The following is a 16,863-nucleotide window of genomic DNA, read 5'->3' on the forward strand; positions in this document are numbered from 1 at the left end:
CTTACTCGGGGCTACCTGAAGTAATAATTCTTCCTCCACCATCACCGCCTTTCGGCTCTAAGTCGATAATATAATCAGCCGTTTTTATAACGTCCAGCTTATGTTCGATAATCACAATCGAGTTGCCTTTGCCTTTCAGACGACCTATCACTTACTTCCAGCAGCAGGGCGATGTCGGCGAAGTGCAGGCCTGTGGTGGGTTCGTCGAAGATGTAGAGCGTTCTGCCGGTGTCGCGTTTGGAGAGTTCCAAGGCGAGTTTGACGCGCTGGGCTTCGCCGCCGGAAAGGGTGTTTGCCGAAAGGCAGCGCTGGAGTCCGCGTAAACAGGGCGTTTCCCGGCCCACCTCTGGAACCTTTATAAATAAAGGGCTTCAGGGAAGGTGCTCTGAGATTCACTGTTTACGCGGGTTTGCGGGCATCCTTTCTGCGCCGCCTAAAACATAGCAGTTTGCCGTCTTGTCTTTTGGCAAAGTCAAGCCGCTATTAAGCTTTCAGGGCACTTCTCTGAGATCTGCGCGAATAAGGCAGAAAACATAAAATGCCCGGAAGCCCCCTAAATACAAGGGCTTCACGGCATCAAAAAACATAAACTGGAACACCGTGCTCGATTAACCCTCTGAATTCCGCGTGGATAGGGCGTTTGCGGGCATGCACTTTCAAAACCTGCATGGATAGAGGAGCTCCGGGCAGGCGCCTCTGAAGTCCTTATCAATAAAGGGCTGGCGGGCCGGGCGCCCGGAGATGCGCTAAATACAAGGACTCCAGGGAGTCTTTTCTAAAACCCCTATGAACAAAGAGCCGGTAGGCGCCGCAGCAAAAGCGGCATGCATGCGCGCGCTTTGAGAGCACAAATCCTGCTCAGATCCGTTTGCTGCTGGCTATTCGTAATAAACGACTTTAAGTTATAAATTTTTCCCATTGTTTTTTAAGGAAAAATTTTTCACAAAATTTATTCAAAACCTGTGTAAGTCATTGTACGGATTGAAAAAATACGGAAAAACGCTTGCATTGCTTTAATCTTTGCCTTAAAGTGGGAGAAAGTGGTGAGAAGTGGAAAATCTTTCTCTAATTTTTCGCAAGAGGTCAGATTCGATGTTTCAGGGTGCAACTGCGCTCAATCTCGATGCCAAAGGTCGGTTAGCCATTCCGGCGCGCCATCGGGAGCCGCTCGCCGCGGCTTCGGGGGGGCACGTGGTGCTGACCGCGCATCCGCATCGTTGTCTCTTGCTGTATCCCGAGCCGGCTTGGGCGCCGATTCGTGACAAAGTGCTGGCGGCCTCGAGCCTCAATCCACAATCGGCAGCAATCAAGCGTTTGCTTGTCGGTAATGCGCGCGACGAGGGCGTTGATGCGGCCGGAAGGTTGCTGGTTGCACCGGAGTTGCGTCAGTTCGCTCAGCTGGAAAAACAGGTTTGGCTGGTTGGGCAGGGAACGCATTTTGAAATCTGGTCGGATGCCAACTGGCAGCGGCAGATGGAAGTCTTTACGGGCATCGGCGATCAGACTTTGCCTTCCGATCTGGAAGGCTTGGCGCTGTGAGCGAACGCTTGATGCATCAAACAGTTCTGTTGAAAGAAGCCGTCGAGGCATTGGCAGTGAAACCTTGCGGAATTTATGTCGATGGTACGTTTGGTCGTGGCGGTCATAGCCGGGCGATTCTCGAACGTCTGAGTGACGGCGGCCGTCTGCTGGCGTTCGACCGTGATCCGCAGGCGGTGGCAGCGGCAGAGGCCATTCAGGACGCCCGTCTGACGGTGCGGCATTGCAATTTTGGCGATTTGTCCGAGGCGTTGCGGGATGCGGGCATCGCTGCGGTGGATGGCGTGCTGCTCGACGTGGGCGTGTCCTCGCCACAAATTGACGATGGATCGCGCGGTTTTAGTTTTCGTTTCGATGCGCCGCTCGACATGCGTATGGACACGACTCAGGGTGAAACGGCTGCGGCATTTCTGGCAAGCGCCGATATCAGGGAAATTACGGAGGTCATCAGAAATTATGGCGAAGAACGGTTTGCTTTCCAGATTGCAAAGAAGATTGTGGCTGCTCGGCGCGAGCAGCCGCTTGCAACCACCGGCCAGCTCGCCGCGCTGGTACGCGCGGCCGTGCGGACCCGTGAGCCCGGCCAGGATCCGGCGACGCGGACCTTTCAGGCTCTACGGATTCACGTCAATCGGGAACTCGATCAGCTCGCGCTAGTACTGCCGCAGGCCGTGAATGCGCTTAGGCATGGCGGCCGGCTGGTCGTGATCAGTTTTCATTCACTCGAAGATCGCATCGTCAAGCGTTTCATGCGCGAGCAATCGTCGGCGGACAGGCTACCGAAACATTTGCCGCTGCGGGCGGTTGAATTGCCGAAACCGTGTTTGCGCCTGGTCGGTAAGCCGGTGCGTGCGGGTGCGGCTGAAGTTGCCGCCAACCCACGTGCGCGCAGTGCCGTGATGCGCGTGGCGGAACGACTGGGTGATCTGACGATAGCGGAGGCCGCTTGATGATCCGCATTAATATGTTTCTGCTGCTGGCCGCCGTATTTTGCGCGCTGGGTATCGTGACCTCGCAGCACAAGGCGCGCAAACTTTTTCAGGCGCTGGAGGCCGAACAGCGGCACGCTGAAAAACTGGATGTTGAATTTGACCAGTTGCAGCTCGAGTTATCGACCTGGGCGACGTCGCCGCGCATTGAAAAAATTGCCCGGGAAAAACTGAAGATGCACACACCGGAAGCCGGTAGGGTGCTGACGGCATCGACAGGGGGTGTTGCAAGATGATGCGTTTTAGTCCGCGTGCGCATCGATTCGCCGAAAGTCCGGTGCTTAAGCTGCGCCTGCCGGCCTGGCGTTCGCGGCTGATCGGCCTGTTGATTTTGTTTGGCTTTGGCGTGTTGATTGTGCGCGCTTTCTATCTGCAAATGCTGAATGATGAGTTTTTGCAGGGGAAAGGTGAATCGCGCTACCGTCGTGATCTGCAAATCAATGCATTGCGCGGCCGCATCGCCGACCGTAACGGCGACATTCTTGCCATCTCAACGCCGATGAAATCTATCTGGGCGGTGCCGGCGGAAGCGAAGTTGTCACCGCAGCAGACGAAGCAACTGGCCTCGCTGCTGGAAATGAAGCCCGCCGATCTGAAGAAGAAGTTGGCGAGTGAAAAATCTTTCGTCTTCCTGCAGCGGCAGCTGCCGCCGGAAATCGGTGAGCGCGTCGCGGCGCTAGGGCTGCCGGGCATCGGGCAGGATCAGGAATATCGGCGCTACTACCCGGCCGGTGAAATGACGGCGCATATCGTCGGTTTTACCGGCGTCGATGACAAAGGGCTGGAGGGCGTCGAACTGGCTTTTCAGGATCAGCTGATCGGTCGTGCGGGCAGCCGCAGCGTGATCCGTGACCGGCGAGGTCAGATCATTGAAGACGTGGGTTCGATCAAACCCCCTCAGGATGGCAGCGATATCCGTCTGGCGCTCGATTCGAAAATTCAGTATCTCGCTTACAGCCAGCTCAAGCAGGCCGTTACCGAGCACAAGGCCAAAGCGGGTGGCGCCGTCGTCATTGATACCCGCACGGGTGAAATTCTGGCGCTGGCCAACTGGCCGACGTATAACCCAAACAACCGTGCGCGCCTGTCCGGGGCGCAGCTGCGCAATCGTGCGCTGACCGATACCTATGAACCCGGTTCGGTCATGAAGCCTTTCCCCATCGCACTGGCGATGGATCACGGCAAGGTGAATTTCAATACGGTCATCAATTGCGCGCCCGGCCGCATGAAAATTGGCCCGGCAACGATTTCTGATGCGCATCCGCATGGCGACCTGACGGTGGCGCAGGTGATCCAGAAATCGTCCAATATCGGTACGGCAAAGATTGCCGCCATGCTCTCGCCGCGCCAGATGTGGGAAATGTTTAACACGGTCGGTTTCGGCCGTACGCCGCAGCTCGGTTTCCCGGGCGAAGTGAGTGGCCGGCTGCGGCCGTGGAAGCAGTGGCGTCCCGTCGAGCAGGCAACCATGTCGTATGGGCACGGTATTTCCGTTTCGCTAATGCAGATGGCGCGTGCCTACACGGTATTTGCACGTGACGGTGAGCTGATCCCATTGGCGCTCACCAAATCCGAAGATGTCGATGCGACGCCGGAAGGCACCCAGTCAATCTTTACGCCTAAAACAGCGCGGGCAGTGCGCACCATGCTGGAAATGGCGGTTCAGTCGGGCGGCACGGCGCGCAAAGCGCAGGTGGCCGGTTACCGCGTCGCTGGTAAAACGGGGACGGCTTACAAGATCGAGGGCGGGCAATATGTCAAAAAATACATTGCCTCATTCGTCGGTTTTGCGCCGGTTTCCAATCCGCGTCTCGTAGTGGCGGTCATGATCGACGAGCCGGGCGCCGGGCGCTATTACGGCGGTGATGTTGCCGGGCCGGTGTTTTCCGGCATCATGGGCAGCGCTCTGCGCACGCTGGGCGTCCCGCCCGATGCGCCGCTGGGTACGCCGGAAAAGCCCGTGCTGCGGACGGCTGGAGTGGAAAAATCCAATACGCCGGTGCGCGTCGCCGGCAGAAGCGGAAAAAATATCAGCTCGCCTGCGAAGGAGTCGCTATGAGTCGGCCGAATGTTCCGCCCTCACTTTCCGCGGCTGATGTCCTGACGCAGTTGCGTGCGCAGGGCGCCGATCCGCTGGGCGTTACCGACGATAGCCGTCAGCTTCAGCGGGGCGATCTGTTCATGGCCTATCCGGGCGATTCTGCCGATGGCCGCACGCATATCGCCGATGCTGTTGCGCGCGGCGCGGCGGCCGTGTTGTGGGAGGATGGCGATGCCTTCTCCTGGCAGCCGGAATGGCGTCTGGCCAACCTGCCGGCGCAAGGTGTGCGCGCCCTGTGCGGACCGCTGGCGCATGCCGTTTTCGGACAACCGAGCGAACGGTTATCGTTGATTGCCGTAACCGGCACCAATGGTAAAACCTCGATTAGCCACTGGCTGGCGCAGGCGCATCCACGGCCTTGCGCGTCGATCGGCACATTGGGTGCGGAATTCCGCAATATGCTGGAAACAACCGGGCTGACGACGCCGGAAGCGACGACGTTAGCGCGCTGTCTGCGCCGGTTTGCCAATGCGGGAGCGCAGGCCTGCGCCCTGGAGGCCAGCTCGATCGGTATTGAGGAAGGGCGGCTCGATGGCGCTCATGTCGATGTGGCGATCTTTACCAATCTGACACGCGACCATCTCGACTATCACGGCACGATGGAAGCCTATGCGGCCGCCAAGAAGCGTTTGTTCGACTGGCCGGATCTGCGACTGGCCGTCATCAACGTCGACGATCCGTTTGGCGCCGAACTCGCTAGACAAACAACGGCTTGCCGGACGGTGTGTTATGCCACCCAACCCGATAAGGGCATCGGCTGTGCGAATGTCCTGCGTGCCGAATCGATTCAGGAAACCGCCGAAGGCATGTCTTTCTGGCTGGTCATTCCGGAAATTCCTGACATGCCGGACTGGCCGCACGGCCGCGCCAAAATCGAGACTGGCCTGCTGGGGCGTTATAACGTTTCAAATCTGTTGGCCGTGGCGGCTGTACTGGCTGATGCCGGGATGACGCCGCGCGAAATCGCCGGGCGTCTGCATGCGCTGACACCGCCGCCGGGGCGGCTGGAAAAAATCGGCGGCGCTGATGATCCGCTGATTGCCGTCGATTACGCACATACGCCGGACGCGCTGGAAAATGCGCTGATCGCCTTGCGTGGCCTGGCTGAGGCGCGCGGCGGCGGGTTGACGGTCATTTTCGGCTGTGGCGGTGACCGTGATGCCGGTAAGCGTCCTTTGATGGGTGAAGTCGCCGCGCGGCTGGCCGATCGTGTCGTGATCACCAGCGACAATCCGCGCAGTGAAGATCCGGAACGGATTGTTGAAGCCATTCGCGTCGGCGCGCCCGATGCGGAGTTCATTGTCGATCGTGCTGCGGCGATTCGTCGTACCGTGCTGGCCGTGTCGTCGACAGAGGTCATTCTGCTGGCGGGCAAAGGGCATGAGCCTTATCAGGAAATCGCCGGCGAACGCCGCCCGTTCTCGGATGTTGCTGAAGTGCGGGCGGCGCTGGCCGTACGCCGGGAGGTGCGTTCATGAGTGCGATGCGCCTGCAGGAAGCTATTCAGGCGATGGGCGGTTATCTGCTCGACGGCCGGGCGGAGGAAGGGCGTGACCGGTTGTTGACCGGCGTTTCCTGCGACAGCCGGCAGATTGCCGCGGGCGAGCTTTTTATTGCCTTGCGCGGCGAACGTTTCGACGGCCATGATTTTCTTGCCGCCGCCCAGGCAGCGGGCGCTGCAGCGGCGGTCATCGACGGACACGCCGTGCAGAAAGTCGATGTTCCCGGTCTGCCACTGGTCGTCGTGGCTGATACGCGGCAGGCGCTGGGTTTGCTGGCCGGCTGGCGACGTTCGCGTTTTTCCTTGCCGCTGATCGCCGTGACGGGGAGCAACGGAAAAACGACGACCAAGGAAATGATCGCCAGCATCCTGCGCGCCGCTTTTGGCGATGCCGTGCTGGCAACGCAGGGCAACTTCAATAACGATATCGGGCTACCGCTGACCCTGCTGCGGCTTGACGCCCGACACCGCGCGGCCGTTGTCGAAATCGGCATGAACCGGCCCGGCGAAATTATTGCGCTGGCGCGTCTGGCGCGGCCAACCGTGGCGATTGTCACCAATGCACAGCGTGCCCATTTGTCCGGCATGGGGTCGCTGGAAAACGTCGCTGCCGAAAAAGGCAGTCTTTTCGGCGAGCTGGACGAGTCCGGCGTCGCCGTGATCAATGCCGACGATCCGTGGGCTGAGCGGTGGCGTGCGCAGGCGGCCGGCCGACGCATTGTCGATTTTGCCTTTGAATCCCCCGCCAGTGTGCGCGGCCGTTATGCGGGGCATGGACTGGAATCCCGCCTGTATTTGTCGACGCCTGCGGGTGAGGCTGAGGTCGCCCTGGCGGCGCCCGGCATCCATAACGCCCATAATGCGCTGGGTGCGGCGGCGGCGGCATGGGCGGCGGGGCTTGGGCTGGACGCCATTTGCGCCGGTCTGGGGGCTTTTGCCGGCGTCAAAGGGCGTTTGCAGCGGCTGGCCGGGCCGAATGGCGCGTTGCTGCTCGACGATACGTATAACGCCAATCCCGATTCTGTGCGGGCCGGCATTGATGTGCTGGCGGCAATTCCCGGACGCAGAATTCTGGTGCTCGGCGACATGGGCGAAATCGGTGATATGAGCGGCCAGTATCACGACGAGGTGGGCGGCTATGCCAAGAGCCAAGGGATTGACCGCCTGCTGGCGCTGGGCGAGACGAGCCAGCTGGCGGTGCGCAATTTCGGTGCGGGCGGCGAACATTTTCGCAGGCTGGAATCTCTGGTGGCCGCGCTGCGGCAGGAGATGCAGCCCGGAACGACCGTGCTGGTCAAAGGCTCGCACTTCATGCATATGGAACGGGTGATCGAAGCCTTGCTGGCAACGCCTCAAGAAAATACTGGCGCCCCGCCGAAGGATGCGCCCAAAAAACCGGCGGGATGTGCGGAGCAAGCGGAGCGGGCGGAGCAGGCAGAACAGCCCGCAAAGCCGCAATTGACAGGAGAGAAAGCATAATGCTGTTGGCTCTGGCGCAATGGCTGTCGCAAAGCATCAGCGGATTTAATGTATTCGCTTACATCACCCTGCGCGCGGTCCTGGCGGCGCTGACGGCGCTGACGATTTCCTTTATTGCCGGGCCCTCGGTAATTCGCTGGTTGGCGGCCAAAAAAATCGGCCAGGCCGTGCGTCAGAACGGTCCGCAAACGCATCTTTCCAAATCGGGAACACCGACCATGGGCGGCGTGCTGGTTCTGATTTCGATCGCCGTTACGACACTGCTTTGGAGCGATCTGACGAATCGCTATATCTGGGTGATTCTGATCGTGACGCTGGGTTTTGGCGCGATCGGCTGGTACGACGACTGGAAAAAAGTCGTCTACCGTGACCCCAAAGGATTGGCGAGCCGCTGGAAATATTTCTGGCAGTCGGTGATCGGGCTACTCGTCGCCCTCTATCTGGCGATGACTTCGACGCTGCCGGCGCAAACGCAACTGATCGTGCCGTTTTTCAAAACGGTGGCGTATCCGCTCGGTATCGCCGGTTTTGTCATTCTTACTTATCTGGTCATTGTCGGCACCAGTAACGCCGTCAATCTGACCGATGGTCTCGATGGTCTGGCGATTATGCCGGCAGTGATGGTCGCGGCGGCGCTGGCGATTTTTGCCTACGTAGCCGGCAATGCCGTTTTTGCCCGTTACCTGCTGATGCCATATATCCCCGGCGCAGGCGAGCTGGCCGTTTTTCTTGGCGCATTGACGGGCGCGGGACTGGGGTTTTTGTGGTTCAACGTCTATCCGGCGGAAGTTTTTATGGGCGATGTAGGCGCGCTGGCGCTGGGCGGTGCGCTGGGTACCGTGGCCGTGATCGTCCGTCAGGAAATTGTGCTGGCGATCATGGGCGGTATTTTCGTTGCCGAAACGCTGTCGGTCGCAGCGCAGGTCCTCTATTTCCGGCTGACGGGCGGCAAGCGCATTTTCCGGATGGCGCCGCTGCATCACCACTATGAGCTGGGCGGCTGGAAAGAAACCCAGGTCGTCGTTCGTTTCTGGATCATCACCATCATCCTGGTGCTGATCGGACTGTCCACGCTGAAGATCCGTTGAAATGCGCACCGAAAAAATGTTCCCAGAGACACCGGAAACAATGCCCGCAGACAAGGCATTGCAGGGGAAACGCGTCCTGACGCTTGGGCTGGGAGAAAGCGGCCTGGCGATGGCGCGCTGGCTGGCGCGCGAGGGCGCGCGCGTTCGCGTGGCCGATAGCCGTGCTGCGCCGCCGAATGCAGATGCACTGCGCGCATCCGTTCCGGACGCCGAACTGTTTTTCGGCGGTTTTCCTGAAGCGGCGTTTGCGGAGGTTGATCTGCTGGCGATTTCTCCCGGTGTGCCGGTACAGACGCACGCAGTTGCCGCTGCCGTGGCTGGCGGTTTGCCGCTTGTCTCGGAAATCGAACTGTTTGCCTGGGGTGTGCGCAAATATGCGCCGCATTCAAAGATCATCGCCATTACCGGTAGCAACGGCAAAACGACGACGACGGCGCTGACGGCGCATCTGCTTTCAGCGGCTGGCGTGCCCGCTGTTGCCTGCGGCAATATTTCGCCTTCGGCGCTTGATGCGCTGATGCAGGCGCTGGCGGACGGTGCGCTGCCGAAGGTCTGGGTGCTTGAATTATCGAGCTTCCAGCTGGAAACGACCCGTTCGCTGAATGCCGCAGCAGCGACGGTGCTCAACATCAGCGAAGACCATCTCGACCGCTATGCCGACATGGCCGCTTATGCAGCGGCCAAGGCCCGCATATTTACAGGCTGCCGGACGATGGTTGTCAATCGCGACGATACGTGTGTAGCGGCCTGGGCGGGCGAACAATGGGCGCCGCCGCGCCGCATCAGTTTTGGTCTGGATCGACCGTCGCGCGCCGGGGATTACGGTATTGCCGACGGCTGGATCGTACGTGGCGAAACGCGCCTGGCTGCCCTGGCGGATTTGCCGCTAACGGGCCTGCACAATGCCGCCAATATCATGGCGGTGTTGGCGCTCGGCGAGGCGTTTGACGAAGAAAATGGCATTTCGCCGCAACGCCTGCTGGCCGGACTGGCGACGTTTTCCGGCCTGCCGCATCGCGTTGAGAAAGTGGCGGAAATCGGCGGAGTTGCTTATTTCGATGATTCCAAAGGCACCAATGTCGGCGCGACGCAGGCTGCGCTGCAAGGTTTGGGACGCAAAGTCGCGATCATCCTCGGCGGTGAAGGCAAGGATCAGGATTTTTCCCTACTGCGGCCTGCATTGACCGCACATGCACGCGCTGTGGCGCTGATCGGTCGTGATGCCCGCCTGATTGCCGAAGCGATCGGCGAGGTGGGCGTTCCCGTGCATTTCTGCGCCGATCTGCCGCAGGCAACGCGCTGGTGCGCCGCCCAGGCGCAGCCAGGAGATGCTGTGCTACTTTCGCCGGCCTGCGCCAGCTTCGATATGTTCCGTAATTATGCCCATCGCGCCGAAGTGTTCGTTGCCGCCGTACATGCGCTGCAGCGTGAGTCGAAAGATACGGTGGCGCATACGGCGGTAGAAAATTCAGTTAAAGGATCCGTGCGATGATCCCATCCTTTGACACGCCGCGCCGTCTGCCTGCCGAAGTCGATCTGACGCTGCTGTGGAGCGCCCTGTTTTTGCTGCTTCTGGGCATGGTCATGGTGTATTCGGCCTCGGCGGCCATTGCTGAAGCCGACCGCTATACCGGCAACCATCCTGCGTACTATCTGGTGCGTCACGGCATTTTTCTGGCCATTGGCCTAAGCGCGGCGGCTATAGCTTTTCAGATTCCGATGACAACATGGGAGCGGATTGCGCCCTGGCTTTTCGTTGCCGGCTGCGTGCTGCTGGCGCTGGTATTGATTCCGGGAATCGGGCGCGAAGTCAATGGTGCACGCCGCTGGCTGCCGCTGGGTGTCGTCAATCTCCAGCCGTCGGAACTGATGAAGTTGTTTGCCGTGCTCTATGCCGCCGACTATACGGTGCGCAAGATGCCGTACATGCATAACCTGAAAAAGGCCTTTCTGCCGATGGCGTGCGCGATGATTGCCGTCGGCGTGCTGTTGCTCAAGGAGCCGGATTTCGGTGCCTTTGTCGTTGTGATCTCGATTGCCATGGGCATCCTTTTCCTTGGCGGGATGCGTGCACGCTTGTTTGCCGTGCTGATCATCGTGCTGCTGGCCGCATTTACCGCGCTGATCATTACTTCGCCGTACCGGCGCGACCGCATTTTCGGTTTCATGGATCCGTGGGCCGATGCGTTTGGGCGCGGTTATCAGCTTTCTCATGCGTTGATCGCTTTCGGGCGCGGCGAATTCTTTGGCGTCGGGCTGGGCGCCAGTGTCGAAAAGCTGTTCTACCTACCTGAGGCACATACCGATTTTCTGCTGGCGGTGATTGCCGAAGAGCTGGGTTTTATCGGCGTTACGCTGGTGGTCGTTCTGTTTGGCTTGCTCATCCAGCGAGCGTTTGCCATCGGTCGCCAGGCCGTCACGCTTGACCGCCTTTATCCAGCGCTGGTGGCACAGGGCATCGGCATCTGGATCGGCGTGCAGGGGTTCATCAACATGGGCGTGAATATGGGCGTGTTGCCGACCAAAGGTCTGACGCTGCCGCTGATGAGCTTCGGCGGATCGGGCATCCTGATCAATTGTGTCGCGCTGGCGATCGTCCTGCGCGTCGATTGGGAAAACCGGCAATTGATGCGAGGCGCCAAGTTATGAGGTCCGCAACATTGACGCTTCTGGTCATGGCCGGCGGTACCGGCGGCCATGTGTTTCCCGGTCTGGCAGTGGCCGATCTTCTGCATGCGCGCGGCTGGAACGTCATCTGGATGGGGAATCCGGACAGTTTCGAGGCGCGCACCGTACCGGCGCGCGGTTACGAGATGGCCTGGGTGAAATTCGGCGCATTGCGCGGTAAAGGATTGCTGCGCAAACTGCTGCTGCCGTTTAGTCTGCTGTCCGGTTTTTGTCAGGCGCGGCGCGAAATTCGCCGTATCCAGCCGGACGTTGTGCTTGGCATGGGTGGGTATATCAGCTTTCCCGGCGGCATGATGGCCGCGTTATCCGGCCGCCCGCTTGTGATTCATGAACAAAATTCCATTGCCGGGCTGGCCAATCGTGTCCTCGCCGGTGTAGCCAAACGCATCGTCTGCGGCTTCCCGGATGTGTTGCGCAACAGCGTCTGGGCGGGCAATCCGGTGCGCGCCGAAATTGCGCATCTGCCGCCGCCGGCCGAGCGTTTCGCCGATCGTCCGGCCGGGGCGCCGATCCGTCTGTTAGTGCTGGGCGGCAGCCTGGGCGCCGCGGCGCTCAACGATATTGTGCCGCGCGGTTTGGGGCTGATTCCCGAGGCGGAACGCCCGCAGGTCGTGCATCAGGCAGGCGCAAAGCATCTGGCGCAGTTGCAGGCAAATTATGCCGCGGCCGGCGTACGCGCCGAATGCGTCGATTTTATCGAAGATATGGCCGGCGCCTATGCCTGGGCCGACCTGGTGTTGTGCCGTGCCGGGGCGCTGACCGTCGCCGAACTGGCCGCAGCGGGCGTGGCGAGCATTCTCGTGCCTTATCCGCATGCCGTGGATGACCATCAAACGGCCAACGCCCGTTTTCTCACCGCGGCGGGGGGCGCCATCCTGTTGCCGCAGGCCGAGATGACGCCGGAGTCGGTCAGCCTGATCCGCAACTACACGCGCGGACAATTGTTGCAGATGGCCGAGCGCGCACGTGCGCTGGCCAAACCGGAAGCCGCCGAAACGGTGGCACAGATTTGCGAAGTGCTGGTCAGACCGGCCAGCGGCGGCGGAGAACAGCATGCGGCATAAGGTTAAACACATTCATTTTGTCGGCATCGGCGGTTCCGGGATGAGCGGTATCGCGGAAGTGCTCGCCAATCTGGGCTTTACAGTCAGCGGTTCTGATCTGGCCGACAGTGCGACGACGCGCCGTCTGGCGAGCATCGGTATCCGTATTGCCGTCGGTCATGCCGCTGCGAATATTGCGGGCGCCGATGTCGTGGTCGTATCGACGGCGGTGCATGCGGACAATCCCGAAATCACGGCGGCCCGTGAGCGAAAAATTCCCGTCGTACCGCGTGCGCAAATGCTCGCCGAGCTGATGCGCTTGAGGCGAGGCATCGCCGTTGCGGGGGCGCACGGCAAAACGACGACGACCAGCCTGGTCGCCTCGATTCTGGGTGAAAGTGGAATGGACCCGACCTTCGTCATCGGTGGCCGGCTCAATGCCGCTGGCGCCAATGCGCGGCTCGGCGCAGGCGAGTTTATCGTCGCCGAAGCCGATGAGTCGGATGCCTCTTTCCTCTATTTATCGCCGGTGATTTCTATTGTCACCAACATCGACGCCGACCATATGGAAACTTATGGACATGATTTTGGCCGGCTCAAACAGACATTTATCGATTTTTTGCAACGCCTGCCGTTTTATGGCGTGGCGGTACTTTGCACTGATGACGCCAACGTGCGCGAAATCATGCCGGCGGTGACGAAGCAAATCGTCAGTTATGGGCTCGATCCGGCCGCAAACGTGCGCGCCGAGAACATCGTCACGGATCATGGGCAGATGCGGTTTGACTGTGTGCGTACGAACGGCGGCGTCTCGCGTTTGCCGGTCACGCTCAATCTGCCGGGTGTTCACAACGTACTCAATGCGCTAGCGGCGATTGCCGTGGCCAGTGAGCTGGGCGCACCCGATGCGGCGATTGTCAGGGCGCTGGCCGAATTCAAGGGCGTCGGCCGGCGCTTCCAGCGCTATGGCGAGGTGGCTTTGCCGGGCGGCGGCGCGTTTACGCTGGTTGATGATTACGGCCATCATCCGGCGGAAATGCGTGCGACGATTGCTGCGGCTCGCGGCGCTTTCCCGGGCCGCCGTCTGCTATTGGCATTCCAGCCGCACCGTTACTCGCGTATGCGTGACTGTTTTGAGGATTTCGTCAGCGTGCTCTCCAGTGTCGACGCTTTGGTGCTGGGCGAAGTCTATGCTGCGGGCGAGGCGCCGATCGTGGCGGCGGACGGGCGTTCGCTGGCCCGCGCACTGCGCGTGGCAGGAAAAATCGAACCGGTTTTTGTCGAGGACGTTGCGGCGATGCCGGCGGCAATCATCGATGCGGCGCGTGACGGCGATGTCGTCATGACGATGGGCGCCGGATCGATTGGCAGCGTACCGGGAAAACTGGCTGCCGGGTTGGTCGGTGCGGCTTCGTAAAGGATGAATGAAATGAGCCTAGAGGTGACATTTTTGGCAAAAGCAAGCGATACAGGCGGTGCGCATGAGTCCGTTCGGTAAGGTTGCCGTGCTGATGGGCGGGCGCTCGGCGGAGCGCGATATTTCGCTCGACAGCGGTTCGCGGGTATTGGCAGCGCTGCAACGGCAAGGCGTCGATGCGCAGGCGTTCGATCCGGCGGAACGGCCGTTGAGTGATCTGGCGGCGTTCGACCGCGCCTTTATTGCGCTGCACGGGCGTTATGGCGAGGATGGCACGATTCAGGGCGCGCTTGAATTGATGGGCGTGCCTTATACCGGCAGCGGTGTGATGGCTTCGGCGGTTGGCATGGATAAATGGCGCACCAAGCTGATTTGGCGCGCAGCCGGTTTGCCGATGCCGAATTTCATCATGCTGGACGAAAACTGCGATTTTGAGGCGGCTGAACGGCATCTGGGGCTGCCGATTTTCGTCAAACCGGCGTGTGAAGGCTCGTCGATCGGCATTACCCGCGTCAGTCGGGCAGGGCAATTGCAGGCCGCTTACCGCGAAGCGGCAAAGCACGATACCTTGGTCATCGCCGAGCAGGCAATTTCGGGCGGCGAGTATACGGTGGCCGTGCTGGGCGACGAGGCGCTGCCTGTCGTCCGTATTGTTCCGGCAACCGAGTTTTATGACTACGAGGCCAAATATCTTCGCAACGATACCCAATATTTATGCCCGTGCGGTTTGCCGGAGGCGCGTGAGCGGGAAATGCGCGCGCAGGCGCTGGCAGCTTTTCGCATTCTCGGTTGCCGGGGATGGGGGCGGGTCGATTTTCTGATGGATGAGCGTGGCGCAACCTATTTGCTCGAAATCAATACTTCTCCGGGAATGACAGATCATTCTCTTGTGCCAATGGCGGCTCGGGCGGCAGGAATTTCTTATGAGCAGCTTGTCTGGCGTGTGCTGGAACAGGCGGCACTGGGGTAAATGATGTGGAATCGTCCGCGACTGATGATGGCCGTTGCTGATTTGCTTTTTGTGATCGGCGCCGCTGCGTTGCTGGTTGCCGCGGTGATTTGGGGAATGCGTCTGCCGTTTTTTCCGCTGCGCGAGGTCGTCTTCCAGCGCGAACTTCAGCATGTACGGATGGACGATGTCGAACAGATTTTGACGGAACGCTTGCATGGAAATTTTTTCAGTATCGATCTTGATCGTCTGCAGCAGACAATTGAGGAGTTGCCTTGGGTGCGTCATGCGCAAGTGCGCCGGCAGTGGCCGGGACGCATTGAGGTGGATGTCGAGGAGCACCTGCCGGCCGCCCTATGGGGGACTTCCGGCGGACAGCTTGTCAATTCATATGGCGAACTGTTTTTTGCCGATGTTACGGATATGCCGCAGCGTTTGCCGGTACTGACCGGGCCAATCGAGATGGCGCAGGAAATGCTCGACTATTTCCGCCAGGCGGAAACCTTGCTGGCATCGGTCAAACGCTGGCCGAAGGCACTCGATGTTTCGCCGCGTTTGGCACTGCGCCTGACGCTCGATGACGGCATGGTCGTCGAGCTGGGCCGGCAGCAAGAAAAAGCGCCGATCAAGCAACGGATCGAGCGTTTCGTCGAGCATTATCCGAGCGTGCTGACGGCGGCCGGGCAGCCGCCAGCGGCTGTCGATATGCGTTATCCGAACGGGTTTGCGCTGCGTGTCGGCGCGGTGGCGGCTACTGAAAGTAAAGGAAGACCATGAGTAGGGAAAATAAGGAATTCATTGTCGGTCTTGATATCGGTACGACCAAAGTCGTCGCACTGGTTGCCGAAATTACTCCGGAAGGCGGCCTCAATATCATCGGCATGGGGTCGCAGGATTCTCGCGGCCTACGCAAGGGGGTTGTCGTCAATATTGAAGAGACGGTCGCGACGATTTCGCGTGTCATGCAGGAAGTCGAGCTGATGGCCGACTGCAGGATCAAGGACGTGTATACCGGGATTGCGGGCAGCCATATCCGCAGCTTCAACTCAAACGGTATGGTGGCGATCAAGGACAAGGAGGTGACGCCGGCCGATATCGAGCGCGTCATCGAAACTGCGCGCGCCATGCCGATTCCCGCCGATCAGGAAATTCTGCATATCCTGACGCAGGAATTCATCATCGATGATCAGGATGGCATCCGCGAGCCGATCGGCATGAGCGGCTTTCGTCTCGAAGTGAAGGTGCATATCGTCACGGGCGCCGTTTCAGCGGCGCAGAACATCGTCAAATGCGTGCGCCGTTGCGGTCTGGAGGTTTGTGATCTGGTTTTGCAGCCGCTGGCGTCGAGCTATGCCGTGTTGTCGGAAGATGAAAAGGACCTCGGCGTCTGCCTCGTCGACATTGGCGGCGGGACAACCGATCTTGCCGTGTGGACACAGGGGGCGATCCGCCATACGGCCGTGATCCCGATCGCGGGCGATCAGGTGACCAACGACATTGCCATGGCGCTGCGCACGCCGACGCGTGAGGCGGAGGACATCAAGCGCAAGTTTGGCTGTGCACTGTCCGATCTGGCCGATCCGGAAGATGCGCTCGATGTGGCCGGGGTCGACGATCGTCCATCGCGGCGGCTGTCGCGGCGCGCGCTGGCCGATGTGATTCAACCGCGCGTCGAGGAATTGTATGAATTGATTCAGGCCGAATTGCGCCGTGCCGGCTTTGAGGAAGTGCTCTCGTCCGGCATCGTACTGACCGGCGGCGCGTCAATCATGCCGGGCATGATCGAGCTGGGCGAAGAGGTCTTCCACATGCCGGTGCGGCTGGGCATCCCAAAGTATTACGGTGCGCTGGCCGATGTCGTCCAGAACCCGCGCTTTGCCACGGCCTGCGGCTTGCTCATGGAGGCGCAGGCACAGCGCAAGCGTGGATTGAAGGTGCGCGAGACCAGCAATGCACGGCAGGTTTTGGGGCGGATGCGTTCGTGGTTTGAAAAGAATTTTTGAGGAAATGCTGAGACGTCGTTGTTTGTGCGTATTTATTAATGTTTTTTTTGCGAAGGAGAAACGCTA

The 16,863-nt window shown here is 59.9% G+C and carries 14 protein-coding genes and 1 pseudogene; 14 read left to right on the forward strand and 1 reads right to left on the reverse strand.

From position 1 onward, the window contains the following. Position 1: 1 nt before the first annotated feature. Positions 2 to 299, reverse strand: a pseudogene (locus ABCS64_RS01680) (excinuclease ABC subunit UvrA); the annotation flags it as partial. A 793-nt stretch (positions 300 to 1,092) separates the two neighbouring features. On the opposite strand from ABCS64_RS01680, the gene mraZ reads away from it, so the two are divergent. The 14 genes from mraZ to ftsA all read left to right on the forward strand — a co-directional run bounded on the left by mraZ (position 1,093) and on the right by ftsA (position 16,797). After that, positions 1,093 to 1,539: a division/cell wall cluster transcriptional repressor MraZ gene (gene mraZ / locus ABCS64_RS01685; RefSeq protein WP_418890208.1), complete on the forward strand. Its 447-nt coding sequence runs from the start codon at positions 1,093 to 1,095 to the stop codon at positions 1,537 to 1,539. Between the two features lie 11 nt (positions 1,540 to 1,550). Continuing rightward, the gene (rsmH, locus tag ABCS64_RS01690; protein WP_418890209.1) at positions 1,551 to 2,489 is read left to right on the forward strand and encodes a 16S rRNA (cytosine(1402)-N(4))-methyltransferase RsmH; all 939 of its coding nucleotides are present in this window, start codon (positions 1,551 to 1,553) and stop codon (positions 2,487 to 2,489) included. Beyond that, on the forward strand, positions 2,489 to 2,764 hold the full coding sequence (gene ftsL, locus ABCS64_RS01695) for a cell division protein FtsL (protein ID WP_418890210.1): 276 nt from the start codon (positions 2,489 to 2,491) through the stop codon (positions 2,762 to 2,764). Before rsmH ends, ftsL begins: the two co-directional genes overlap by 1 nt. Continuing rightward, positions 2,764 to 4,587, forward strand: a complete 1,824-nt coding sequence (locus tag ABCS64_RS01700; protein WP_418890296.1) for a peptidoglycan D,D-transpeptidase FtsI family protein — start codon at positions 2,764 to 2,766, stop codon at positions 4,585 to 4,587. The genes ftsL and ABCS64_RS01700 overlap by 1 nt, the downstream gene beginning before the upstream one ends. Beyond that, positions 4,584 to 6,107: a UDP-N-acetylmuramoyl-L-alanyl-D-glutamate--2,6-diaminopimelate ligase gene (locus ABCS64_RS01705; RefSeq protein ID WP_418890211.1), complete on the forward strand. Its 1,524-nt coding sequence runs from the start codon at positions 4,584 to 4,586 to the stop codon at positions 6,105 to 6,107. Before ABCS64_RS01700 ends, ABCS64_RS01705 begins: the two co-directional genes overlap by 4 nt. A 5-nt stretch (positions 6,108 to 6,112) precedes the next feature. Continuing rightward, on the forward strand, positions 6,113 to 7,609 hold the full coding sequence (locus tag ABCS64_RS01710) for a UDP-N-acetylmuramoyl-tripeptide--D-alanyl-D-alanine ligase (protein ID WP_418890297.1): 1,497 nt from the start codon (positions 6,113 to 6,115) through the stop codon (positions 7,607 to 7,609). Continuing rightward, positions 7,609 to 8,697: a phospho-N-acetylmuramoyl-pentapeptide-transferase gene (gene mraY, locus ABCS64_RS01715; RefSeq protein WP_418890212.1), complete on the forward strand. Its 1,089-nt coding sequence runs from the start codon at positions 7,609 to 7,611 to the stop codon at positions 8,695 to 8,697. The genes ABCS64_RS01710 and mraY overlap by 1 nt, the downstream gene beginning before the upstream one ends. Position 8,698: 1 nt before the next feature. After that, positions 8,699 to 10,189 (forward strand): UDP-N-acetylmuramoyl-L-alanine--D-glutamate ligase, encoded by a 1,491-nt coding sequence (gene murD, locus ABCS64_RS01720; protein WP_418890213.1) that lies wholly within the window; start codon positions 8,699 to 8,701, stop codon positions 10,187 to 10,189. Continuing rightward, positions 10,186 to 11,346: a putative lipid II flippase FtsW gene (gene ftsW / locus ABCS64_RS01725; protein WP_418890214.1), complete on the forward strand. Its 1,161-nt coding sequence runs from the start codon at positions 10,186 to 10,188 to the stop codon at positions 11,344 to 11,346. The genes murD and ftsW overlap by 4 nt, the downstream gene beginning before the upstream one ends. After that, positions 11,343 to 12,449: an undecaprenyldiphospho-muramoylpentapeptide beta-N-acetylglucosaminyltransferase gene (murG, locus tag ABCS64_RS01730; RefSeq protein WP_418890215.1), complete on the forward strand. Its 1,107-nt coding sequence runs from the start codon at positions 11,343 to 11,345 to the stop codon at positions 12,447 to 12,449. Before ftsW ends, murG begins: the two co-directional genes overlap by 4 nt. Beyond that, complete coding sequence (murC, locus tag ABCS64_RS01735) at positions 12,439 to 13,845, forward strand: UDP-N-acetylmuramate--L-alanine ligase (RefSeq protein WP_418890216.1); 1,407 nt, start codon at positions 12,439 to 12,441, stop codon at positions 13,843 to 13,845. The genes murG and murC overlap by 11 nt, the downstream gene beginning before the upstream one ends. A 64-nt stretch (positions 13,846 to 13,909) precedes the next feature. Beyond that, positions 13,910 to 14,815 (forward strand): D-alanine--D-alanine ligase, encoded by a 906-nt coding sequence (locus ABCS64_RS01740; protein ID WP_418890217.1) that lies wholly within the window; start codon positions 13,910 to 13,912, stop codon positions 14,813 to 14,815. Continuing rightward, complete coding sequence (locus ABCS64_RS01745) at positions 14,816 to 15,571, forward strand: cell division protein FtsQ/DivIB (RefSeq protein WP_418890218.1); 756 nt, start codon at positions 14,816 to 14,818, stop codon at positions 15,569 to 15,571. Next, the gene (gene ftsA, locus ABCS64_RS01750) at positions 15,568 to 16,797 is read left to right on the forward strand and encodes a cell division protein FtsA (protein WP_418890219.1); all 1,230 of its coding nucleotides are present in this window, start codon (positions 15,568 to 15,570) and stop codon (positions 16,795 to 16,797) included. The genes ABCS64_RS01745 and ftsA overlap by 4 nt, the downstream gene beginning before the upstream one ends. The last annotated feature ends 66 nt before the right edge of the window (positions 16,798 to 16,863 follow it).

The organism is Dentiradicibacter hellwigii (genome assembly GCF_041770905.1).
Taxonomy (GTDB): Bacteria; Pseudomonadota; Gammaproteobacteria; order Burkholderiales; family Rhodocyclaceae; genus Propionivibrio; species Propionivibrio hellwigii.